The sequence below is a fragment of the Ruminococcus flavefaciens genome (assembly GCF_900116855.1).
Lineage (GTDB): Bacteria > Bacillota > Clostridia > Oscillospirales > Ruminococcaceae > Ruminococcus > Ruminococcus flavefaciens_R.
The window spans coordinates 172,775-196,559 of record NZ_UETD01000002.1 but is presented as its reverse complement, the minus strand read 5'-3'; the positions used below and the strand labels follow the sequence as shown (position 1 = coordinate 196,559).

Below are 23,785 nucleotides of genomic sequence, written 5' to 3'. Positions count from 1 at the left end.
AAGACTTGAAATGAGATGCTGAATTTGTTATAATGTATTCATAATATTCTTTGAAGGAGGATATTCTATGAAAAAAATACTTGACTGGAATAAATATATTGAAAAGGCAGCAAGTGCTGTATCCGAAGGCATAGTAATGCTGAAAAACAATAACGGAACTTTGCCGCTTGATATGAATGAAACCGTTTCCGTATTCGGACGTATTCAGCTTCATTATTATAAAAGCGGCACAGGCTCGGGCGGAATGGTAAATGTGTCCAAGGTGACCGGAATTCTTGACGGACTTCTTGAAGCAGGCGTAAAGGTCAACGAAGAACTGCTCGGCATTTATCGAAAATGGGATGAGGAAAATCCCTTCGAGCAGGGCTCAGGCTGGGGGGCTGAGCCGTGGTCCCAAAAAGAGATGCCCATTGACGATGAGATCGTAAAGAACGCCGCTTCTGTAAGTAACAGGGCTATTGTTATTATCGGCAGAACAGCAGGCGAAGAACAGGACCTTCGTATTGAGGAGGGCTCGTATCTTCTTACCGAAACGGAGCTCGATATGCTGCGAAAGGTAAGAAAGCATTTCGACAAGGTCATCGTTCTTCTGAATGTGGGCGGTCTTATGGACCTTACCGATATCGAGGACTGTGCTCCCGATGCTCTTCTTTATGTATGGCAGGGCGGTATGACAGGCGGAACAGGTACAGCTGATGTGCTTACCGGAAAGGTCTGCCCCTCAGGCAAGCTTCCCGATACAGCTGCGAAAAAGGTATCGGACTATCCTTCAGACCCGTATTTCGGAAATAAGATAAGAGAGCTCTACACCGAGGATATTTTTGTGGGATACCGCTGGTTCGAGACATTTGCAAAGGATAATGTTCTTTATCCCTTTGGCTTCGGACTGTCATATACTACATTCGATATTTCTATGACTAACGCTGAGAATAAAGAAAATGAAACTATTATTGAAGTAAAGGTAACAAATACAGGAAGCTTCAAGGGCAAGGAAGTAGTTCAGATCTATTGCGAAGCGCCACAGGGAAGGCTTGGAAAGCCTGCAAGGGTACTGTGTGGATTTGAGAAGACCAAGGAGCTTGCACCCAGCGAGTCTCAGTCCCTCAGAATAATTATAGACCACAGAAATATCGCTTCATATGATGATCATAACGGCTCCGACACGGCATATTGCTGGATACTCGAAAAAGGGAAATATACCCTCTGTATCGGCAGTGATGTGAGAAGCTGCACAGGCTGCTTTGAATTTGAGCTCGGAAATGATGTAGTTTTGGAAAAGTGCGAACAGGCACTTGCTCCTGTGACGGAATTTGACAGGATAAAGGCAGTTCCGACCGAGAATGGCTTGAATGCTGTAAAGGAAAAGGCTCCTCTCAGCCTTATCGATGAAAAACAGAGACTTCTTGCAAGTATACCCGAGGAGATCAAATACACAGGGGACAAGGGCCTCAAGCTTGCAGATGTTAAGAACGGCAAATGCTCCATGAGTGAGTTTATCGCACAGCTCTCAGACCATGATCTTTCGTGCATCATCAGAGGCGAAGGAATGGGAAGCCCCCGTGTAACAGCAGGAACAGCATCAGCTTTTGGTGGAGTTTCCGATGAACTGAATGCTTTTGGCATTCCAGCGGGCTGCTGTGATGACGGACCTTCGGGAATGCGTCTGGACTGCGGAACCAAGGCTTTCAGTCTCCCCAACGGCACTCTGATCGCTTCAACATTCAACAAGGAGCTTATTGAGGAGCTTTTTGCGTATGTCGGCATAGAGATGGTAGCCAATAAGGTAGACTGCCTACTTGGTCCCGGGATGAATATTCATCGTCACCCTCTCAACGGAAGAAACTTCGAGTATTTCTCGGAAGACCCGTTCCTTACGGGGCAGATGGCTTCTGCTGAGCTCAGAGGACTCCATAGTGCAGGTGTTACGGGAACGATAAAGCATTTCTGTGCTAATAATCAGGAGACAAACAGACATACTGTTGATTCTGTTGTCTCAGAGAGAGCACTGCGCGAGATATACCTCAGAGGTTTTGAAATGGCTGTAAAGCTTGGCGGTGCAAAGACAATAATGACCACTTACGGCTCATTGAATGGCGTGTGGACAGCAGGCAACTTCGACCTAAATACTACTGTTCTCAGAGATCAATGGGGATTTACGGGCTTCTCTATGACCGACTGGTGGGCTAATGTCAATTACCGCGGGGAAGAACCCCGCAGGAGTAATTACGTCCCTATGGCAAAGGCTCAGAACGATGTGTACATGGTTTGCTCGGACAGCTCATGCGCCGACCCTGATATTGAAAAAGCTCTGGCTGACGGCACACTTTCAAGAGCAGAGCTTCAGCGCAATGCCGCAAACGTTCTCCGTGTACTTCTCGATACTCATGCTATGAAGCGCATAATGGGCGAGGATGATACGGTTGAGATAATAAACCGCGCCGACAGCGAGGTAGGCGGCGATGAACCCGTTGAATTTTATGACCTTGGAGAGAAGTTCACCCTTGATCTCACAGGAGTAAAGAGCGTTCAGGGAGAGAATTACTCATTCGCGGTAGTGGTAAATAATCCGGGATTTTATAAAGTGACTATCACAGCATCATCTACACAGAGCAGTCTTGCGCAGATACCGCTTACTTTTATCGCCATGGGAACACCGTGCGGTACTTTCACATGGAACGGTACCGAAGGAAAGCCTGTACCGCTTGAAAAGGAAATACCGTTCTTTTCAAAGTTTACCGCGATAAGACTCTACTTTGCGCAGAGCGGTCTTGATCTTCAAAGTATAGAATTTGAGCTTCTGAGAACTGTTGACAGCATGGATATAGCTTTTGTATCGGAGGACGACAAATGAATATACAGATTTTTGGGACAAAAAAATGCTTTGACAGCAAAAAGGCAGAGCGTTATTTCAAAGAGCGCGGTATAAAGTATCAGTTCATAGATATGAAAGAAAAGGGAATGAGCCGCGGCGAGTTCAATAATGTGAAGCAGGCTGTCGGCGGCACAGAAGCCCTTATTGACACCTCATGCAAGGATAAAGACCTGCTTGCTCTCATCAATTATCTTTCGGATGAGGATAAGGAGGAGAAAATTCTGGAAAATCCCAAGCTTATCAGAACTCCCGTTGTGAGAAACGGTAAAAAAGCAACTATCGGTTACTGCCCTGAGGTCTGGAAAAACTGGGAATGAAATAGTTAAATAATAAAAATATGTCCAAAAACATAAAAAATTGACAAAAGGGTAGTGCATTTTACTTCAAAATATGTTATAATTCAATTATGTTAGTTTTTTCAGCTGACAAATAACGGAAAATCCTTGTTTTCCGCTAAATATTATTTTTATAGGGATTATTTCCCGAAAGGAGCTAAAATTATGGGACTTATCAAGGCAGCTCTCGTTGGAGCAAGTCAGACACTGGCTGATACATGGCTGGAATTCTTCGTTTGCGAATCAATTCCTACAGATTGCCTCGTTGTAAGAGGTAAGAAGCAGCTCGGTAAACATTCTTCCAATACAAAGGGTAACGATAATGTTATCTCTGACGGAAGCGGCATTGTTGTACACGAAGGTCAGGCTATGATCATGGTCGATCAGGGCGTTGTTACAGAGATCGCAACTGAGCCCGGCGTATACAAGTACGAGACAGGTACGGCACCCAGTATTTTCTCAAGCACTTTCGGTGCAGGTCTTAAAGCTACATTCAAGGAAATGTGGGAGCGTATCAAGTACGGCGGAACTGCTGCTAAGGATCAGAGAATATACTTCTTCAACATGAAGGAGATACTTGATAACAAGTTCGGCACACAGAATCCCGTTCCTTTCAGAATGGCTTATCAGGACCTTGGCAGAAGCTTTACAGTAGGCGTTCGCTGCAACGGTATCTATTCATACAAGATCGCTGATCCCGTTCTTTTCTATGTAAATGTATGCGGAAACGTTACAGACCGCTATATGCGTTCAGAGCTTGACAATCAGCTCAAGAGTGAGTTCCTCGATTCACTTCAGCCTGCATTTGCAGCTATCTCTGCATCAGGTATCAGATATGACGAACTTCCCGGCAGACAGCGCGAGGTAAAGGCTGCTATCGAGACAGAGGTAAATCCTATCTGGAACGAGAAGAGAGGTCTCAAGATCTGGACAGTTAATATCAACTCTGCAACTATCTCTGAGGAAGACACCAAGAGAATTCAGGAATTCGAGGACAGAGCTTGGAACCGCGATCCCGGCAATGCTGCTGCTACTCTGGTCGAGGCTCAGGCTCAGGCTATGCAGAATGCGGCTAACAACCCCAACGGTGCTGCAATGGGTCTTTTCGGTATGGGAATGGCTCAGCAGATGGGCGGCGCTAACGCTCAGGGACTCTTTGGTATGGCTCAGCAGAACCAGCCTCAGCAGCCTGTTCAGCCTACTCCTCCCACAGGCGGAGCACCTGCAGCTGACTCATGGAAGTGTGCCTGCGGTGCAACAAACACAGGAAAGTTCTGCCCCTCATGCGGAAAGCCCAAGCCGGTACAGCTTACACCTGATGGATGGACCTGCGAATGCGGCGCTGTAAATAAGGGGAAGTTCTGCTCGGAGTGCGGAAAGAAGAAGCCCGAGGGCGCACCTCTCTATAAGTGCGACAAGTGCGGCTGGGAGCCTGAGGATCCGTTCAATCCTCCTAAGTTCTGCGCTGAGTGCGGCGATCCTTTTACGGATGATGATATCGTAAAGTAAAATAATACATAACGGGCGGACCTTAGCGTCCGCCTGTTTCAGATTATGGGAGAATGATACGGAAGAAGCCTCATTTATTCATGTCAGTCATGCGGAGCTGCGATGAGGAGTTGAAAAAGCATACTAAGATGTAAAAAATGATATATGTAATAACAGAGGTGAAATAAATGTCTGATATTATTGAATATAAATGCCCTGCCTGTGCAGGAAAGCTGGAATTTGACAGCGGCACACAGAAGATGAAGTGCCCCTTTTGCGAGTCTGAATTTGATGTAGAGTCACTGAAGGATCATGACAGCACCCTTGAAAACGCCAAGCCTGATGAGATGAACTGGGATACAACAGCAGGCGGCGACTGGAAAGACGGCGAGACCGAGGGTATGCGTATTTATACCTGTAAGTCCTGCGGCGGTGAGATAATAACCGACTCTACTACAGCCGCTTCAAAGTGTCCATATTGTGACAACCCTGTTGTAATGTCGGGAAATTTCTCGGGTGATCTGAAGCCGGACTATGTAATTCCGTTTAAATTCGATAAGGAAGCTGCCAAGAAGGCTCTTAACAAGCATCTTGAGGGCAGAAAGCTTCTTCCGAAGGTCTTCAAGGATCAGAACCATATCGACGAGATCAAGGGACTCTATGTTCCGGTGTGGCTCTTTGACGCAGATGCTGATGCAAATATGCTCTATAAGGCTGAGAAAATACGCAGATGGAGCGATAACAGCTTCAATTATATCGAGAGAAAGTATTATTCGGTAAAACGTGAGGGAAATGTTGCCTTTGAACTTGTTCCCGTAGACGGTTCCACCAAAATGCAGGATGAGCTTATGGAGTCTATTGAGCCTTTTGATTTCAAGGATGCTGTTGATTTTCAGACTGCCTATCTGTCGGGATATCTTGCTGACAGGTACGATGTTTCAGCAGAGGACAGCATTGCTCGTGCAAATGAGCGTATAAAGAGGACTACCCAGCAGATATTCGACAGCACCGTGAACGGATATGACTCATTCTCAAGGGAGAGCGGTAATATCAAGCTCAATAACGGAAAGGCTAAATATGCGCTTTATCCCGTGTGGCTGCTGAATACTACCTGGAACGGCAATAAATACACATTTGCAATGAACGGTCAGACTGGCAAATTCGTAGGTGATCTGCCTGTTGATTCGGGTGCAGCGACAAAGTGGTTCTTTGCTATAGCAGCAGGTGTAACAGCTGTATGCTTCGGCATTTCGCTGCTGCTTGGACTGTAAGGAGGGGAATTATGAATTTTAGAAAAATTGCTGCATCAGCAGCCTCACTTTTTCTCCTCTTTGCGGTGCCGATAGCGGCAGCAGGACAGTACAGCGTTTCTGTCGGAACAACAGCATATGCGGACTATGAATTTGACTATATCGGCGACGATACTGACGTTGATGATGTAGACATCGATGAAATAGAAATTGACGATATTGAGTTGGATGATGAGGATATATCCTACAGCTCGTCCTATGATTCAAGGTCATCGGAAAGAACATTCAATCCCGTAAAGTCATTTATAATAAGCCTTATTATCGGACTTGTTGCCGCTTTTATTGCAGTTTCGATAATGAAGTCAAGCATGAAGTCGGTACACAAACAGACAGGCGCTGCCGTTTATCGCAAGGAAAACAGTCTGAAGCTCAGAGTCAACGACGATACATATCTTGGTGTCAAGACAGAAAAGAGCCCGATAGCGAGGACGAACACTGCTCCGCCAAATCATCCCAATGTGAGAAAATAACACGGTTGACAAACACGTTTAATTGTAGTATAATAGGTGTAATATGGCGTTTTATTACCGCTGTATAAATAGGTAGGAACAAAATAACAGAAAATATATTTGGAGGAACATATTATGTGCGGAATAGTCGGCTTTACAGGAAGTAAACAGGCAGCTCCAATACTGCTTGATGGCCTTTCTAAGCTCGAATACAGAGGATATGACTCGGCAGGTATTGCTGTCCGTGACGGAGAGAAGGAGACAGAAGTAGTCAAAGCAAAGGGCAAGCTCAAAGTCCTGAAGGAAATGACCAACGACGGCAGTGCTGTAAAGGGAAGCTGTGGAATCGGTCATACCCGCTGGGCAACACATGGTGAGCCTTCTGCTGTAAATGCTCACCCACACAGCAGTGACGATGAGAATGTTATCGCTGTTCACAATGGTATCATAGAAAACTATCAGGAGCTCCGCGAGAAGCTTACAAAAAGCGGTTATGAGTTTTACTCACAGACTGATACAGAAGTAGCTGTAAAGCTTATCGATTACTATTTCAAGAAGTATGGTCTGGGCCCTGTTGACTCTATTGCAAGAGCAATGATCCGTATCAGAGGTTCATATGCTCTCTGCGTAATGTTCAAGGACTATCCCGGTGAGATCTATACTGCCCGTAAGGACAGCCCCATGATCATCGGAATCGCTGACGGTGAGACATATGTTGCTTCAGATGTACCTGCAATTCTCAAGTACACAAGAAATGTTTACTATATAGGCAATATGGAGATCGCAAAGCTTGTAAAGGGCGGCGTTACCTTCTATAATATCGATCGTGAGGAGATCGAGAAGTCTCTTACAGAGATCAAATGGGACGCAGAGGCAGCCGAAAAGGGCGGTTATGAGCACTTTATGCTCAAGGAAATTCATGAGCAGCCCAAGGTCGTACGCGATACTATCCATTCCGTAGTCAAGGACGGAAAGATCGATTTCTCAGACATCGGCCTCACAGATGAGGAGATGCAGAAGATCAGCCAGATATATATCGTTGCCTGCGGAAGTGCATATCATGTAGGTATGGCAGTTCAGTATGTTATCGAGGACTTCACATCTATTCCTGTAAGAGTAGAGCTTGCATCCGAATTCAGATACAGAAAGATGACTCTTGTCAAGGATAGCCTCGTAATAATCATAAGCCAGTCGGGTGAGACTGCCGACAGCCTTGCTGCTCTAAGAGAGGCTAAGGAAAAGGGCATAAAGACCCTCGGCATAGTTAATGTTGTAGGTTCATCCATTGCTCGTGAAGCAGACAATGTGTTCTATACACTGGCAGGCCCCGAGATATCGGTTGCTACAACCAAGGCATACAGTACTCAGCTTATCGCCGGATATCTTCTTGCTATGCAGTTTGCTGTTGCCCGCGGAGAGATGTCAGAGGAGAAGTGCGGAGAGCTTCTTGAAGAGCTCTATACTATTCCCGACAAGATTGAAAAGATTCTTGAGGACAAGGAGCGCATCCAGTGGTATGCAAACAAGCTTGCCGGCGCTAAGGACGCATTCTTCATCGGACGCGGTATAGACTATGCTATCGGTCTTGAGGGAAGCCTCAAGATGAAGGAGATCAGCTATATCCATTCTGAAGCATATGCTGCCGGTGAACTCAAGCATGGTCCTATCAGCCTTATCGAGGAAGGTATACCTGTTATCGGCGTACTCACTCAGCAGGAGCTCTACGAGAAGACTGTCAGCAATATGGTTGAGGTAAAGAGCCGCGGCGCTTCACTTATGGGACTTACAACCTACGGTAATTACAGCATGGAGGATCTTGCTGACTTTACAGTATATATCCCCCAGACTGACGCACATTTTGCAGGAAGTCTCTCCGTTATCCCGCTTCAGCTTCTCGGATACTATGTATCTGTAGCCAAGGGCTATGATGTGGATAAGCCGAGAAACCTTGCAAAGAGCGTAACTGTTGAATAATTTATCACAAAAGGCTGTCGCTAAGGGCGGTACTCTTATAGAAGTTTTACAAGTGATATTGAGGAAAACCCTTTTGAAAAAGGGTTCTTCCTCAAACTCCTTTCCTAAAACTTTTAGCATTAAATTTAGCCCCGTCAGGGCGCTCTCAGTATTATTACTGTTTTTCACATCTTGTGTGGAGCGCCCTGTTGGGGCTAAATTCAGTTATAAAGTCTTTGGAAAAAGGGGGCTTGGGGGAAAAGAACCTTTCCTCAGAAAGGTTTTTTCCTCCAATAATTACATATAAACTTCTATATAAGTACTACTCTTATACGTCAGCCTTTTTGTATTGGGAGAACCTACCCGAACGCCTTACGAACAATCAAATAGTGCAATAAACAGACGATTTTGCTATAATGAAAGTAAGAGCTATTCTTCAATCTGGAGAGTAGCTCTATTTCTATAATTGGGCTTGAAAAAGCGGAGTTTAAGCCTTATAATAAGAATGTATAAAAGATTTCCGAGAAAAATTTTTCAGAAGTGAAATATTTGTGAAGCGAAAGTTGACTATATGGGTAGAGGACCTCTACGCCTCACGGAAGGAGGCATATCCAATGGATGATGCATCAATTATTGAGTTGTTCCGTGAAAGAAATGAACAGGCGATCGCTGAAATGAAGCGGAAGTATGACAAGCTGTGCTGTTATGTAGCCGGCAATATCCTTTCCCAGCGTGAAGATATAGACGAATGCGTAAATTCTGCTTATTATGAGATTTGGAATAACATACCGCCTGACGATCCAAACGATTTCAGATCATACCTGTGCCGTATTGTGCGTAACATCGCAATCAACAGGCTGAAATATAACTCTGCTGAAAAGAGAAATTCGCAATTCACCGTTCCGATAGATGAGATCGCTGAAATAATCCCCTCGGACGATGACAAGAGCGTATCCGATGATGCACTTGCCGATGCGTTCAGCCGTTTTCTGCGTAGTCAGGACGAAAGACACCGAAATGTGTTTATCAGGCGCTATTGGTTTGGCGATTCATTATCTCAGATCGCAGAGCTTTACGGTATGAAGGAGAAAACCGTTGCCACTTATCTTTTTCGGACAAGAAAAAAACTAAAAGCCTTTTTACAGAAAGAAGGGTACGATTATGAATGAGCTAAGATTTCTCGAAATAATGGGAAAGATCGACGACGACCTTATCAGAGGGGCTATGTCTGATGTTAAGCAGAAGGATAGCCGTGTAACACCTAAGAGAAATATCTGTGTATTCGGTTCTGTCGCTGCCGCTGCTGTGATCACGGTTGGCTCTGTTGCTTTTTACAATGCTCATAAGCCCTCGGACTTGCTTGCAGATCATTCAGTCATCGAGCAGGATAATTCTCATAAAAATGATGCAAATTCCGATCATCAGGGCATTCATGCCACTACAAGCAGTGACAAATCAGAGGAACATACAACAAACAATTCAGCAATCGCATCACAAACAGATAAACCACAAGAAGATACCAAAGGAACAGTTACTACGCCAGTAAAAGATACTGATGCAGTCGAATCGGAAAATGCTGCAAGCAAGACGGATTCCCGAACGCAGCTTCCCGGCGAGAGTTCAACACCGAATACACAACAAGGAACTGCACAGGAACATGATCATACTGATCCGCCAGAAGATCCGACCTCCGCAAATAATTACTACCAAAACTTCAAAGCTACGGTCGATCCCTATTCTGATGCTTATGGCGAGGATGAGCTGCATCTTGTAAGCGTTATTATTTCTGGCAGATATTATTATCAGCTCGACACCTCAGAACACCCTGCACACAATATCTCCGCAGTTGTATCCGACAGCGATTTCGGTGAGTATGTCGGAAGAATTACTGAATTATGCGAATATGACGATTCTTCCAAATATACAGTATCTTCACAAGAGCCGAATCTTTCGGGAGCTGACGTATTTTACTATGCTCCTGCGGATAGTTCCGCTGTTATCATTGTAAAAAAGGGAGAACAATGCAGTATCTTCATGTTTAACGGTATGACGACTGCAACTGATGAAAACTCCGCTTTTGCAGAAACTTTCAAGGTCTATGGTGCATATTCGGCTGATGATATAGAGAGTATCTCCTTTACGATCACTGTACCAAACGGTGCAGTATATGAAGTTGCACAAGCGGGAACGATCACCGACAGAAACAGAATCGCTTCTATCGTGGATATTCTGTATCAGCTCAAAGCGGAGAACACTTCTGATTCGGCATCTGCAACGCCGCAATGGGTGGTAGATGCTTGGGAAGCGTGCAAATCTGATCCGAGTGCCTATACAATGGAGGATATTACTTTTGATATTGTTTTCAAGAACGGTACAGTGCTGAAAGATATTGTCTATCAACCGTTTATCGGTAATGGCTATATCGCTGGTATGCAGGAACTTACACCAGAGCAGAACATCACACTGAAAGAATTGCTGAGATAGGACAGGAGAAGATAAATGATAAAGAGAAAAATAATATCCGCACTGCTCGCTGTGTCGGTCGGTTCTGCGATGCTCTCTGCATTGCCTGTAAACGCTGAGGGATTCAGCATCAAGGGCGATGTGAATGCCGATGGAGTATTTGATGTAGCTGATGTGGTGCTGTTGCAAAAATGGCTTCTTGCCGTTCCTGATACGCACCTTGAAAACTGGCAGGCAGCCGATCTTTGCAAGGACAACAGGCTCGATGTGTTTGACCTGTGTCTGATGAAACGGGAGCTGATATATGCAAGCGAAGCCGTACATATCACTTCTCCTGCTTGCAAAGCAGCGGCTTTTGCCTGTGCGGACGATGGCGAACTGCTTTATTACGATAACATCAATGAGCATATCGCTCCTGCCAGCCTAACAAAGCTGCTGACCGCCTCGGTCGCTCTGCATTATCTGAGTCCTGATACGGTAGTTACCGTAGGCTCGGAACAGAGTCTTGTGAAATCGGGTTCCAGTTTATGCCTTATCAGACCGGGACACAAGCTGAAATTATACGATCTGCTCAAGGGTATGCTCATGGCTTCGGGCAACGATGCAGCTTATACCGTAGCGGTAACAACAGCAAGAGCTGTAAAGCCTGATACAGCAATGACGGATGCCCAGGCAGTCGCATACTTCTCAGAGCTGATGAACAGCTACGCAAGCTCTATCGGTATGAAAGACAGTCACTTCACGACTCCCGAAGGCTGGGACGATGCAAGCCAGTATACAACGGTTTCCGATCTGCTTGTATTGGCGAATCACGCATTTTCGATACCTGAGATAAAGACGATAACAGGCACATATCAGAAAAAGGTATACTTTGTGTCGGGCGAAAATATCACATGGACGAACACCAACGCTCTGCTGAATCCAAACAGCGCCTATTACTGTGCTGATGCTGTCGGCATTAAGACAGGAACTACCGCAAGTGCAGGAAACTGTCTCATTGCCGCCTTTGAGAGAAATGGAAAGACCTATCTTTCTGCTGTTATAGGTTGCAGCACGGGCAATGACAGATATGAGCTGACACTGAAAATGCTGTCGCAATTCGGCGTGGCTAATGAGGTAAAGCTGTCCGTCGCACCGAATGTTACAGAAAGCGTCCCGTCTTCATCTGTGGAAGAAGCAACGCCTATAACAACAGAGACAACAACAGTCGCACCTATTGTTGCTGATAAAGCAGAGATGTTCAACAGACTGAATTCGCTGGAATACATACCGATCACCTGTGACGGACTGCCTGAGTACAAGCTGACAGATGATAACGGTGCTGTCTACTGGCTGAATCTCAGCAGTAAATGGATATGGAAAGACGGTGTGGACGCAGAAGCTGTACTGCCTGATGATATTATCACTTGGCTTACAGACAACAAGGATAGCGTAGATATGAATACAACGGAATACTACGAATTACAGGAGGAATTATTATGAAAAAAAGAATATTAGCAATAACGGCTTTTATGGCTGTTGTACTGGCAGGCTGTGGTCAGATCAACGAACCGTTGACAACTACTGATAGCAACGATAAGCCTGCTTCAAAGATCGAAATTCAGACGGAGGTGCATACTGATTCAGTTACCACTGAAACTATAACAGAAACGGAGAAAACCTCTGCCGCCCAGCCGACAACAGAGAAAACGAGTATGGAAACCACGAGTGACGTTTCGATTTCTGAAACGCAGGCAGAAGATAGCACTACGAATTTAATATCGGAGAATAACGATACACCTCAGCCACAGGCAGAGGAAAAACAATCCCCGGCAAAAACGGAAAAGTCTGCTGCTACTGAAAGTACCACTCAGGCAACCACTACACAGGCTGTGACAACCGATGCTCCTGCTGTTGCTGATAGCGGAAAGGCTGACGATGTTTTCAAAATGCTTGATAGCCTGAATTATCAGGCAATTAGCTGTGACGGACTGCCTACACATAAGCTGACTGCACCTGACGGAACAGTTTACTATCTTCACCTTGACGAGAACGCATCCTATTCTTATGTATGGCGCAGACCGAGTCTGATTGGAGATGCGGATAATGAAGCTGCGCTTACACAGGAAGTCATTGATGCGATATACGCAAATTGGGATCAGCTCAATATTGTGAAAACTGAATGGTAACATCTATTAGACGGCACGGAGAACGCTCTCTGTGCCATCTTTCTTTTTCAGTGGGTGTTCTCCACTATAATCATCACGCACAGCACTGAGTGGCTTTTCCGTTCGCCTGAGGCAAAGCAAAAGGCTCTGCATTTCTGCAAAGCCTCTGTGCTGCTTATTCGTCCTCGTCTGAACACTCCGACAATCCATGTGTGAGCTGAATGTATACGCACTCTGCTCGGTCACGCTCCTCACCCTCGGTGGTCATCATTATTTCAAGGAAATGTGACTTAGCTTCTTCGTAGTCTGTCCAGACCTCACACCTACCGTTGTACACAGTCGTAACCTTGCGTGACCTCGGCATCGCCAATTCGGGTATTGCTAACATACGTTGCACCTCCAGTTTCATAGTAACCATATTATAGTCTACAATGATTTTAGAGTCCAGCATATCAGAATAATTGTAATAAATCTTGTGCAGAGCGCAGCAATATCACATTTTTCCTCGGTACATTGCGCTGTATCATTCAAGGTCATTCCGCTTTCTTTTCTTCTGCTGATCTCGGCTCTGCTCCTGTCGCAGATATTCCTCTATCGTTCTCGTTGCTTCGGACAGCTTACGGGACTTCTTATCCGCCTGATTGTATTCTGTATTTTTCTTCGACAGCTTTTTCTGCAAAGATGCGATATGCTTTTCAAGATTTTCAACTTTCGGAATATTGCCTGACGGGTAAAGCTCCAAAACCTGTTTGCAGGTTTCGTGATATTCGGCAATATCGCCGCCGTGTTCCTTGCGGTACTTCTTTTCCTCCCGACCGCTGAGTGCTTTCAGTTCCTCTCCGATATGCTTGACCTTGCGATATTTTTTCAGTACTTTGAGCTTTTCTTGCAAATCCTTGATCTGTGCGTTCAGGTCATTCAGCTCACCGACAAGATGCGCCCTTTCAATAAATGCCGCCATCGCAGCACCACGAACCTGATTCGGCTCAACACCGTATGCGGTGATGATGTTCTTGGCGATGCTTGCCACCTTCATATTGCCACGGTCGATAGCGTCACGAACAAACTTGTTCTCCTCAGCTTTCGGAGTGATTTGTCTGACTTTGATTCTCGGAACATATATCATACCGCCCATATACTGTGCGATACGCCCTTTGATTTGCTCGGTTTCATAATACCAGCCCAGCGTTCGGCTCCGAGTGAACTTAGCTCTCGGATTGCGTTCACGCTGTTCGGCAAGCATAAATTTCAGGTCGATCTTGTGGTCGGGGTTATACTCGACAAGCACTCCGAAATCTGCACATTTTGCAAGGAAGTCCTCAAAATTTTCGCTGACCTTGATTACCTGATCTATCGTGAATTTCAGCTTTGCTTTCCACGATAATCCCTGACGGCTCATATCCCATTCCCAATGGCTCTTACCCTTGCCCATTTCAGGGCGCTCGATAACATAGAGGTGGTGCCGCTTACATACCTCATCAGTGATGTTCATGAGCTTCTGAAATGATCTGTCCTGCTTTGTAGTCCTGCGGTTCTCATGGGTTTCAAAAGTCCTGCCGTCGATGCAGTTGGTGTTATTGAAAACTGTGTGTAGATGGATATGCTCCTTGTCGATATGGCAGGTCATGAAATACTGATATTCACCTTTCAGAAATTGCTCACATATCTCCTGACCGAGCTGCAATGCTCGTTCGGGAGTAATTTCCCCAGGCTTAAAACTGACGATAAAGTGCTGGGCGAGAACGGAGCTTTTGCCTGTACCGTGTTTCCGAATCTCAGCAAAATCATGACTTGCCTGCAACGGATCAGAGCTGCAACCTTCGGTGATGATCAGTCTGCCGTTATCCGTTTTTTCAGGATTAGCAATGTAGTTCAGTGCTGCAAGGTCATCAGCAGAGATTGAAAATATCTTAGTGGTTGCCAGAGCTTATTCACCCCTTCCTTGATCTCAGCAATATCGTTTTCATAAACTCTGCCGCCGCTGTTTGCACGGACAGCGATCTGATTGATATTGCCTGAGATGTTCCTTGCAAGTCTGAGGATTTCGCTCAGCTTCTCATCGTTAAACTGAACGATGTAGCCCTCGAAGATCATCGCCCTGACGAACTCGCTCCTTGACTTCATTCCGCTGTTGCGGAATTTGCGGTCGATGGCGTCAAGCTCCTCACGGCTCACCCTGATCTTCAGGTAGAGATCACGGCGATTCTTGTTTTCTTTCTCATTCATTTTGGTGTAAACCTCTCTTTTTATTCTTCTGTGCGGGGTCGTAGGGGCAGCAGCCCTCTGCCAAGCGGTGCGAATTGTGGATTGCCGTTAGTGCGCCCACGATTTGCCGAGCTTGCGATTTGTGTTAGCCCCAGTGGGGCTATTTTGCATTTGAGCCTGTGGCTCTGCTTTGTTTCCGCACTTCCATGTGTGGAATTGGAGCGTCAGCGACTATATTTCTCTGTATCGCTTTCGGCTCAAAGCTCTGCGCCCGTCCCTATGGATATGATACAAGAAAAAAATCAAAAAGTCAATGAAACGGAAAATGGGTATTCGTCAAAATGACAGTTGCGGGTTTCTATGCTCTTAGGGTATCGTAACCCCCTCATAACTGCACGTTTCTGAAAATTCGGTTGCTCCGATTTCGGGCTATGTTGAGAAAAGTTTGTCTGGTCTGCCAGTAGATTTTTAATGGAATTGCGCGCTATAATTGGAGTATGAAAAGGAGAATTCAGGGCTTCGGCTCATGGAATATGGAAAAAACAAAAACGAAGGTGAGGTGATTCCCATAGCACTCTATTCTGAAAAGATCGCTGACAATGATCGCAAGATCGAACAGCTCTCCAAGAACATCAAGCGTGATACTGAGAAACGCAAGAAGCTCATGGAGGAAAATGCCCGACTGAGCTATCAGGCAATCTGCGAACAGTACAACTGCACGGGGCAGGATTTGCTCGATATTCTCAGCAGAGAACATCAGCAGGCAGAGATGCTCCAGACAAGCGGTCTGAGTGATGCAGATATTGCAGAGCTTGCAGGCAGCGGTCGCTCGTCTGAGGACAGCGATGACATTGCGTTCTACGATAAGCAGGACAGCGATGATGACTAAAATGCCTGAACGGTCACAAGGCATTTTCCCCGTAACCGACGGGACGATTTTTATGGATACAGACAGCAGGAAGTGCGAAAATGGAACGAGCTGTCGGAAAGGATAGTGTAGAACGAACAAGAACACATCTGTCGCAGAGAGAGAAAAGGCAGATAAGGTTATTACAACTGCAAAGGATACGAAGGTCTTTATTTCGTATCCGACTGATGTCTCTGATGTGGTAAGGCAGGAAAAGATCAACCACATTTATGACATTCTCACTCAGCACAAATCGGAATAATTTGCAAAAAACTATTGCAATGGCAGCCGATTTGCGCTATGATATAGATATAGCAAGATCGGCTGTCGATTGCATATAATCGGAGGTCGATAAACATGAAAAAGAAGGTAACAAACAACGGCGGAGTGACTGCGATCTATGTCCGCCGTTCCGTAGCGGACAGGGATAACAATTCGCTGTCCATCGAATCGCAGAAGGAGGATTGCATCAAATATGTAGGCGAAGATTGTGTGTATCGCCTGTATTGTGATAACGGATTTTCGGGAAAAGACACTGAGCATAGACCAGCTTTTCAGCAGATGATGAGCGATGCCCGTGAAGGTCTTATCAGTCGTATCGTTGTAAAAAAGTATGACCGCTTTAGCCGTAATCTGCGTGACTATCTGAATGTTTCTGAGGAACTGGACAAGCTCGGTGTGACTGTTTACTCGCTCTCTGAGCCGTTCAATACGGAGACTAAGGAAGGGCGCATGATGCGAAACAATCTCCTGAACTTTGCGGAGTTTGAGAGAGAAACGATCGCAGGCAGAGTGGCAGATGCTTATAACACCAGAAGCAGAGAAACTGGATTCTTTCAGGGACGTATGATGAGCTTCGGATACACTACACAGCGTATGATCGTGAATGGTAAAAAAGGCTCAGTGCTTGTTCCCTCGGAACAGGCAGAAGCATTGAAGCTCGCCTATCAGATGTACGCTGAACCGTCAACCTCGCTCCGTGATATTCTCACATATTTTAAGGAGCATGAGGACGAGATCCGCTATCTCCGCACCGATGAATACGGCGGTAAGAATGGAAGTCACAGCGGCAAATTGAATGCAGGCTCGTTATCAGCAATCTTGAAAAATCCGTTATATGTCCGTGCTGATAAAGATGTGTATGCTTTCTTCCAGAGCCGTGGCTATGAGATCATAGATGAGGTCGAAGCCTATGACGGCGTTCACGGAGTTTTCATGCACGACAACGCAGACGGTGGAAAATATGTCAAAGTCGGTTATCATGAGGGACTGGTTTCCTCGGAACTGTGGCTGAGAGTTCAGGACAAGAAAAGTACGAACAAGCGTTTTCAGACAAACAGGAAGGCGCTCAACTCATGGCTTGTAGGTCTGCTGAAATGCAAAGAATGTGGACTGTCTGTTATCATTGATATGCAGAAAAAGTCACCGACCAATATCCACAGATACCTCGCTGACAGCGGCTGGCTTACGATCAACAAGTGTGTCGCAAGAAAGTACAGCATCAGAATTGACGATATTGAGGAGAGCGTCTACGCAGCAATGTGTGAGAGATTACAGCAGATCGAGATCGCCCATAAGCAGAAAGAAGCTCCCGATATGGAAGTCGAGAGCATCAAGGGCGATATTCTGAAATTGGATACCGAGATCCGTTCCCTCATGGACAGAATGGCAGAAGCAGACGATGTGGTGTTCGCATACATTCAGCAGAGAATCAAGGAGTTACACTCCAAGAAGTCGGAGCTTGAACGCAAGTTGCAGACCAAGTCTCGTAAGCGCAAAGCAATCAACTCGAAACCGCTGACGGAACCGCTTGCCATGTGGGATACCCTGACAGTGCAGGAAAAACATGATGTTGCCGCTGAGATGATCGAGGTCGTTTACATCTCACACCTCAGCGAGGACATTGAGATCAAATTCGGCATTTGAATATGCCGTAAAATAGGTGTTTTTATGAAGTCATAAAGTGCGCGAGAAGCAGAATCAAATGAAAACACTAAGGCTTTTAAGGAGAATAGAAAATGAATGAGAAAAAAGTATCTGTAACAGATTTGGGAAATCCACGCAAACCTCATGGTGATGCAGGGGCAGAGATGCTGGAGGGTATGAACCAAAGACACTATGCGGTAACAGGATGGGCTCTGGACTATTTCAACTTCGACAGCAGCGACACTGTACTTGATATCGGATGCGGCGGCGGTGAGACTATTCGCAGAATTGCTGATCATATCAGCGGCGGAAAAGTGTGGGGAGTAGATTATTCGCCGCTGTCAGTGGAGCTTTCATTGAAGCGTAACATGGAGAATGTTAAAAGCGGCAAAGTCAACGTCGTGGAGGCGTCTGTTGAGAAACTGCCCTTTGACAGTGATACATTTGATAAAATAATCACCGTTGAGAGCTTCTATTTCTGGCCCGATCCGCAGGAAAACCTGAAAGAGGTATACAGAATTCTCAAAGAGGGCGGCAAGTTCCTTATAGTTGCTGATATAAACGGAGATGCAGACCTTGATGAAAAGGATATTGAGGGTATCAGAAAATATGACCTTTTTAATCCCACTCTGGAACAGTTCAGAGAACTCCTTGAAAATGCAGGCTTCAAGAATGTTTCTGTTCATACCAAGGAAGGCGAAAAGTGGGTCTGCGCTGAAGGTAACAAGTGATGAGAAATGCCGTATTGTTTGATACGGCATTTATTTTTGCGCCATATATGGAGTAATATCAGGTACCTTTCCTACAATAATGCTTTCTGCAAGAATAAATTCAAACTCCGCCTTTACGTTAAAGCTGTACATTGGCACGGATGATGTCATTTTTACATCTACACAGGCTGAAATACTGTGGCAGGTCTGATTAAGTCCTGCCTGAGTGAATGAGCTTTTCAGCTTCACCTCGGCACTGCCAACAGGGCAAACCCTTATCTTTATTGAGGGACCCTTTCCGGTAAAAACAGGTGAACCTGTCAGGGAACCAAGTGGTATTTTGGCAGACCTGTCTCCCGATGAGTTGAGTCTCTTGTTGATCTCGGCTGTCAGCTCGGATTGTATCTTGTTGATTGTAAACGGTATAGCTTCTACGGAAACAGGAGAATTGTCATCATTGTACATTACAACAGCGAAATCCTCGTATGTAAATCTGTTATCGGTGAGATATTCGGAAACAACCGCGGCGATAACGTTATCGGCTGTTTGCTTAGCGAATTGTTCTGCCCGAAGTTTTGCGACAGGCTTCAGTGCTTTTTCTGTTTCGATAAAGACAATGAAGACGACTATTGATATTATACTTAACAGGATAACCACACGATATCTGCGATATCTTTTTCTGCGCATTGTTCTCATAATAAAGCTCCTTTTTATTTATTATATTCATTTTGAACCATTTGTGTTCGCATCTATGGACAAATTCGAGATTTTATGTTAAAATAAAGCAATAATATATTTCGGAGAGCTATTATGAAAAACGTTATTATAGGCATAACCGCTCATGTTGACTCTGGAAAGACAACTCTTGCGGAAGCCATGCTTTATACTTCGGGTGCTATCCGCAGTCTTGGCAGAGTTGACCGCGGAAATTCCACACTTGATACAAATTCAATAGAACGCGAACGAGGTATCACTATTTTCTCGTCACAGGCAGAGTTTACTGTAGATGATACTATGTTTACACTGCTTGATACTCCCGGACATGTTGATTTTTCTGCGGAAACAGAACGTACCATGCAGGTCATCGACTACGCGGTTCTTGTTATAAGCGGAACTGACGGTGTACAGAGCCATACCACAACTCTATGGAAGCTTCTGAGAAAATACAATATTCCTGTTTTTGTATTCGTCAATAAGATGGACTTAATAGGAGCCGATAAGGCTCACCTGATAGATAGACTCAGGAAAGAGCTTTCGGACAGGTGTGTCGATTTTACCGGTGACTTCGACAATATAGACGAGGACTGTGCGACCTGCTGTGAGGAGCTTATGGAGCAGTTTATCGAGACAGGTTCCCTCAGTAAAGAAAGCATTTCTGCTGCAATTGAAAACAGGCAGATTTTTCCATGCTTCTTTGGCTCTGCGCTGAAAATGCAGGGCGTGGAGGAATTTATCAGCGTTCTTTGCAGATATACATCGGGGAAAGCTTACGGAGAATCGTTTGGCGCTAAGGTCTACAAGATATCATATGATGCTAAGGGAAGTCGTTTGACACATATGAAGATCACAGGCGGAGTGCTGAAAATGCGGGATGACATGAGCTATAGTGATCAGGATGGAAATGTTGTCAACGCAAAGGTAAGCTCCATAAGATTCTATACCGGTGAGAAGTTCAGAACGTCGGAATCAGCAGAAGCAGGCATGGTATGTGCTGTTACCGGACTTACGGGGACATATGCCGGTCAGGGCATCGGTGCGGAGAATGACTCGGATGAAGCGGCTCTTGAACCTGTTATGACCTATCGTGTATCCCTGCCTGAGGATAAGAACGTATATGAAGCCCTGAAGGAACTGCGTATCCTTGAAGATCAGGACCCACAGCTCCACATTTTGTGGAATGAACAGAATCGTGAGATACATATTCAGCTTATGGGCGCCGTTCAGACTGAGGTGCTGACAAAGCTCATTGCTGATAAGTTCGGCTTCGATATTCAATTTATGGACGGAGCGGTCACCTACAGAGAAACCATTCGGGATACTGTAGAGGGCGTCGGCCACTATGAACCGCTGCGACATTACGCCGAGGCGCATATTCTTCTTGAACCATTGCCGCAGGGGAGCGGTATCGTTATCGATACTGTGTGCCCTGAGGATGAGCTTGACAGAAACTGGCAGAGACTTATTCTTACTCATGTAAAAGAAAAAACTCATCTTGGGGTTCTGACAGGTTCGCCTGTTACGGATATAAAGATGACTCTTGTAAAGGGAAAGGCACATCTGAAGCATACCGAGGGAGGCGATTTTCGACAGGCGACTTACCGTGCAATCAGACAGGGACTCAGAATGGCTGAATCCGTTCTTCTTGAACCGTATTATGATTATGAGTTGGAAGTTCCGACAGAAAATGTTGGCAGAGCAATCTCCGATCTTCAGCGTATGTGTGCCTCCTTTGACACTCCGGAGACTATCGGCGAAAGCTCGGTTATAAGAGGAAGTGCTCCTGTGGCTGAAATGAACAGCTATCAGGCAGATATCATTGCTTATACTCACGGCAAAGGTAAGCTTTCGCTTTCTCTCGGCGGATACAAGGAGTGTCACAATGCTGATGAAGTAATAAGTTCCATCGGATATTCGGCTGATAATGATACAGAGAACAGTGCAGATTCTGTATTCTGCTCACACGGTGCAGGTTATCTTGTTAAATGGAACGAGGTGTACGATCATATGCACCTGCCGCTTAGTCTTGATGAGAACGAAGATGATGAGGCTCCCGAGGCAAGAAAGAACAAAGCTCAGAGGTTTATTGAAAAGGCTGTCAGCGACGAGGAGCTTATGGAGATATTTGAGAGGACATATGGTAAGATTAACCGTGATCCTCATAAAGCCTTCAAGAAGACAAAAGCTGTTTCAATAGACGATAAAAAAGTGAGACTTCCCAAATATGAAGGCCCCGATTATCTTCTTGTGGACGGATATAATATTATATTCGCATGGGATGACCTGAAAAAAATAGCAGGGGATAATCTTGATGCGGCAAGGGGAGAGCTTATCAACCGTATGTGCAACTATCAGGGGTACGCAGGCTGCGAGCTGATACTTGTATTTGATGCTTACAGAGTAAAAGGAAAGCACCGCGAAGTTGAGAAATACTGCAATATTAATATAGTATATACAAAGGAGTCTGAAACTGCGGATTCTTATATCGAGAGGGTTTCTCATGAGCTTTCAAAGAAGCATAAAGTAAGGGTCGCTACATCAGATGGTCTGGAGCAGATGATAATCCTCGGAAACGGTGCTATGAGGATTTCTGCCACTGAATTCAGAAAAAGATACGAAGCCGCCGAGGTTTCAATAAAAGAGTTTATCGACTCAATGTGAAATAAAAGCAGATCTGTAAAGGTCTGCTTTTTGGTTATATAAAACATGCTGTTTTTGAGTAAAATAAAAAAATAATTATATTTTCCGAAAAAATAGTGGAATTTTATTCTGTAATATGTTATAATTGATTTTGATTGGGATTTTTTTAAGAAATGTTGAACAAATATTTCCTGACCGATCAAATTTCAGTATATTTTTTCTGCTATGCAGATTTATTTTTGAGGAGGCTTGTACATGAAAAAAGTGCAACTGACAGAAACCGTATTGCGTGACGCCAATCAGTCACTGATGGCTACGCGTCTGCCTTATTCTGATTATGAGGGCATTCTCTCTGATATGGACAAGGCGGGCTACTACTCTATCGAGTGCTGGGGCGGAGCAACATTTGACTCCTGTCTTCGTTATCTCGGTGAAGACCCGTGGGAGAGACTTCGCAATCTGAGGAAAAATCTTCCCAACAGCAGACTGCAGATGCTTCTCAGAGGTCAGAACCTTCTGGGATATAAGCACTATCACGATGATGTAGTTGAGAAGTTCATTGAACTTTCAATAAAGAACGGTATCGATGTTATCCGAATTTTTGATGCTCTCAATGACTTCAGAAACATTGAGACAGCTCTCAATGCCACAAAGAAGTATGCGACAGAAAAGACTATCGCTTCAGGATGTATCTCATATACTCAGAGCCCTGTGCATACAGTTGACAAGTATATCGAGATGTGTAAGGAGCTCCAGAAAATGGGCTTTGATACTATCTGTCTCAAGGATATGGCAGGTACAATGTCTCCTTATGAGGCTGAGCACCTTATCAAGGGCATCAAGGATGCTATCGGCGATATGACTCTTATTCTCCATACTCACTGCACAACAGGTATGGCTTACATGACTCTCACAAAGGCTATCGAGTCCGGCATCGACGTCATCGACTGTGCTACTTCATGCTTCTCAGGCGGTACTTCTCAGCCCGCTACCGAGAGTATGTTCTATGCTCTCAGCCAGTACGGCATCGAGACCGGTCTTGACGAAGATATCATAAACAAGGTAAACGATTACTTCAAGCCCATCAAGCAGAAGTATATCGACAACGGTCAGCTCAACCCCAAGAGCCTTGGTACAGACGCTCAGGCGTTGGTTTACAAGGTTCCCGGCGGTATGCTTTCAAACATGATCGCTAACCTTACCGATATGCACGCAATGGATAAGTTCGATGATGCTCTTGCCGAGATACCGAAGGTAAGAGCTGATATGGGCTATCCTCCGCTTGTTACACCTCTCTCTCAGATGGTAGGAAATCAGGCTGTAACAAATGTGCTTGTTGGCGAAAGATACAAGAATATCTCCAAGGAGATCAAGAACTACATAAAGGGCGAGTACGGTAATCCTCCTGCACCTATCGCTAAGGAGCTCGTTGAAAAGGTACTCGGTGACAGTGAGGCAGTTGACTGCCGTATCGAAGACCAGAAGAGAACAGGTGAGGAGTTTACAGCAGCAAGAGAAGCTCTCGGTGATCTCTGCCGCAGTGAGGAAGATGTAATGAGCTACATCTGCTATCCCGACCAGACTCTCAATTTCCTCAAGGACCGCAAGGCTAAGGAAGAAAACGAAGCTGTTTACACCATTGAGGAAATGTAAGGAGGCAGAG

The 23,785-nt window shown here is 45.2% G+C and carries 20 protein-coding genes; 16 read left to right on the top strand and 4 right to left on the bottom strand.

The genetic code is table 11. The features are described from left to right. Positions 1-67: 67 nt before the first annotated feature. The 11 genes from DSZ37_RS00995 (at position 68) to DSZ37_RS00945 (ending at position 13,038) form a co-directional block, all read left to right on the top strand. A complete protein-coding gene (locus DSZ37_RS00995; protein WP_109725110.1) occupies positions 68-2,851 on the top strand; it encodes a glycoside hydrolase family 3 protein in 2,784 nt (927 codons plus the stop codon). Further along, positions 2,848-3,189 carry an arsenate reductase family protein gene (locus DSZ37_RS00990; protein ID WP_109725109.1) on the top strand — a complete coding sequence of 114 codons (342 nt, stop codon included), beginning with the start codon at positions 2,848-2,850 and terminating at the stop codon, positions 3,187-3,189. The genes DSZ37_RS00995 and DSZ37_RS00990 overlap by 4 nt, the downstream gene beginning before the upstream one ends. Positions 3,190-3,372: 183 nt before the next feature. Beyond that, the gene (locus tag DSZ37_RS00985; RefSeq protein ID WP_109725108.1) at positions 3,373-4,716 is read left to right on the top strand and encodes an SPFH domain-containing protein; all 1,344 of its coding nucleotides are present in this window, start codon (positions 3,373-3,375) and stop codon (positions 4,714-4,716) included. Positions 4,717-4,883: 167 nt separating this feature from the next. Further along, positions 4,884-5,966, top strand: coding sequence for a hypothetical protein (locus DSZ37_RS00980; protein WP_109725107.1), 1,083 nt, complete (start codon positions 4,884-4,886; stop codon positions 5,964-5,966). Between the two features lie 11 nt (positions 5,967-5,977). After that, positions 5,978-6,475 (top strand): hypothetical protein, encoded by a 498-nt coding sequence (locus tag DSZ37_RS00975; RefSeq protein ID WP_109725106.1) that lies wholly within the window; start codon positions 5,978-5,980, stop codon positions 6,473-6,475. 114 nt (positions 6,476-6,589) lie between these two features. Beyond that, on the top strand, positions 6,590-8,428 hold the full coding sequence (glmS, locus tag DSZ37_RS00970; protein WP_109725105.1) for a glutamine--fructose-6-phosphate transaminase (isomerizing): 1,839 nt from the start codon (positions 6,590-6,592) through the stop codon (positions 8,426-8,428). Further along, a complete protein-coding gene (locus DSZ37_RS00965) occupies positions 8,421-8,714 on the top strand; it encodes a hypothetical protein (RefSeq protein ID WP_109725104.1) in 294 nt (97 codons plus the stop codon). The genes glmS and DSZ37_RS00965 overlap by 8 nt, the downstream gene beginning before the upstream one ends. Positions 8,715-9,021: 307 nt before the next feature. After that, positions 9,022-9,576 (top strand): RNA polymerase sigma factor, encoded by a 555-nt coding sequence (locus tag DSZ37_RS00960; RefSeq protein WP_109725103.1) that lies wholly within the window; start codon positions 9,022-9,024, stop codon positions 9,574-9,576. Next, positions 9,569-10,891: a hypothetical protein gene (locus tag DSZ37_RS00955; protein WP_109725102.1), complete on the top strand. Its 1,323-nt coding sequence runs from the start codon at positions 9,569-9,571 to the stop codon at positions 10,889-10,891. Before DSZ37_RS00960 ends, DSZ37_RS00955 begins: the two co-directional genes overlap by 8 nt. 15 nt (positions 10,892-10,906) lie before the next feature. Continuing rightward, positions 10,907-12,352, top strand: a complete 1,446-nt coding sequence (locus tag DSZ37_RS00950) for a dockerin type I domain-containing protein (RefSeq protein WP_109725101.1) — start codon at positions 10,907-10,909, stop codon at positions 12,350-12,352. Further along, positions 12,349-13,038 (top strand): hypothetical protein, encoded by a 690-nt coding sequence (locus DSZ37_RS00945; protein ID WP_109725100.1) that lies wholly within the window; start codon positions 12,349-12,351, stop codon positions 13,036-13,038. The genes DSZ37_RS00950 and DSZ37_RS00945 overlap by 4 nt, the downstream gene beginning before the upstream one ends. A 154-nt stretch (positions 13,039-13,192) precedes the next feature. On the opposite strand, the gene DSZ37_RS00940 is transcribed toward DSZ37_RS00945, so the two are convergent. From DSZ37_RS00940 to DSZ37_RS00930, 3 genes are all read right to left on the bottom strand, one after another. Beyond that, positions 13,193-13,405: a hypothetical protein gene (locus tag DSZ37_RS00940; protein ID WP_109725099.1), complete on the bottom strand. Its 213-nt coding sequence runs from the start codon at positions 13,403-13,405 to the stop codon at positions 13,193-13,195. Between the two features lie 135 nt (positions 13,406-13,540). Continuing rightward, entirely contained in the window at positions 13,541-14,884 is a 1,344-nt protein-coding gene (locus DSZ37_RS00935) for a relaxase/mobilization nuclease domain-containing protein (RefSeq protein ID WP_242978545.1), read from the bottom strand. Between the two features lie 5 nt (positions 14,885-14,889). Then, a complete protein-coding gene (locus tag DSZ37_RS00930; RefSeq protein ID WP_109725097.1) occupies positions 14,890-15,243 on the bottom strand; it encodes a plasmid mobilization protein in 354 nt (117 codons plus the stop codon). A gap of 505 nt (positions 15,244-15,748) precedes the next feature. On the opposite strand from DSZ37_RS00930, the gene DSZ37_RS00925 reads away from it, so the two are divergent. The 3 genes from DSZ37_RS00925 to DSZ37_RS00915 all read left to right on the top strand — a co-directional run bounded on the left by DSZ37_RS00925 (position 15,749) and on the right by DSZ37_RS00915 (position 18,786). Beyond that, positions 15,749-16,111, top strand: a complete 363-nt coding sequence (locus tag DSZ37_RS00925) for a hypothetical protein (protein WP_242978533.1) — start codon at positions 15,749-15,751, stop codon at positions 16,109-16,111. 375 nt (positions 16,112-16,486) lie between these two features. Further along, positions 16,487-18,055 (top strand): recombinase family protein, encoded by a 1,569-nt coding sequence (locus DSZ37_RS00920; protein ID WP_109725096.1) that lies wholly within the window; start codon positions 16,487-16,489, stop codon positions 18,053-18,055. A gap of 92 nt (positions 18,056-18,147) precedes the next feature. After that, the gene (locus DSZ37_RS00915; RefSeq protein ID WP_109725095.1) at positions 18,148-18,786 is read left to right on the top strand and encodes a class I SAM-dependent methyltransferase; all 639 of its coding nucleotides are present in this window, start codon (positions 18,148-18,150) and stop codon (positions 18,784-18,786) included. A 30-nt stretch (positions 18,787-18,816) separates the two neighbouring features. Here DSZ37_RS00915 and yunB read toward each other — a convergent pair whose 3' ends face one another. Further along, positions 18,817-19,461 (bottom strand): sporulation protein YunB, encoded by a 645-nt coding sequence (gene yunB / locus DSZ37_RS00910; protein ID WP_242978532.1) that lies wholly within the window; start codon positions 19,459-19,461, stop codon positions 18,817-18,819. A gap of 114 nt (positions 19,462-19,575) precedes the next feature. On the opposite strand from yunB, the gene DSZ37_RS00905 reads away from it, so the two are divergent. Further along, the gene (locus DSZ37_RS00905) at positions 19,576-22,143 is read left to right on the top strand and encodes a translation factor GTPase family protein (RefSeq protein WP_109725094.1); all 2,568 of its coding nucleotides are present in this window, start codon (positions 19,576-19,578) and stop codon (positions 22,141-22,143) included. Positions 22,144-22,377: 234 nt separating this feature from the next. Then, entirely contained in the window at positions 22,378-23,775 is a 1,398-nt protein-coding gene (locus DSZ37_RS00900) for a pyruvate carboxylase subunit B (RefSeq protein ID WP_109725093.1), read from the top strand. The last annotated feature ends 10 nt before the right edge of the window (positions 23,776-23,785 follow it).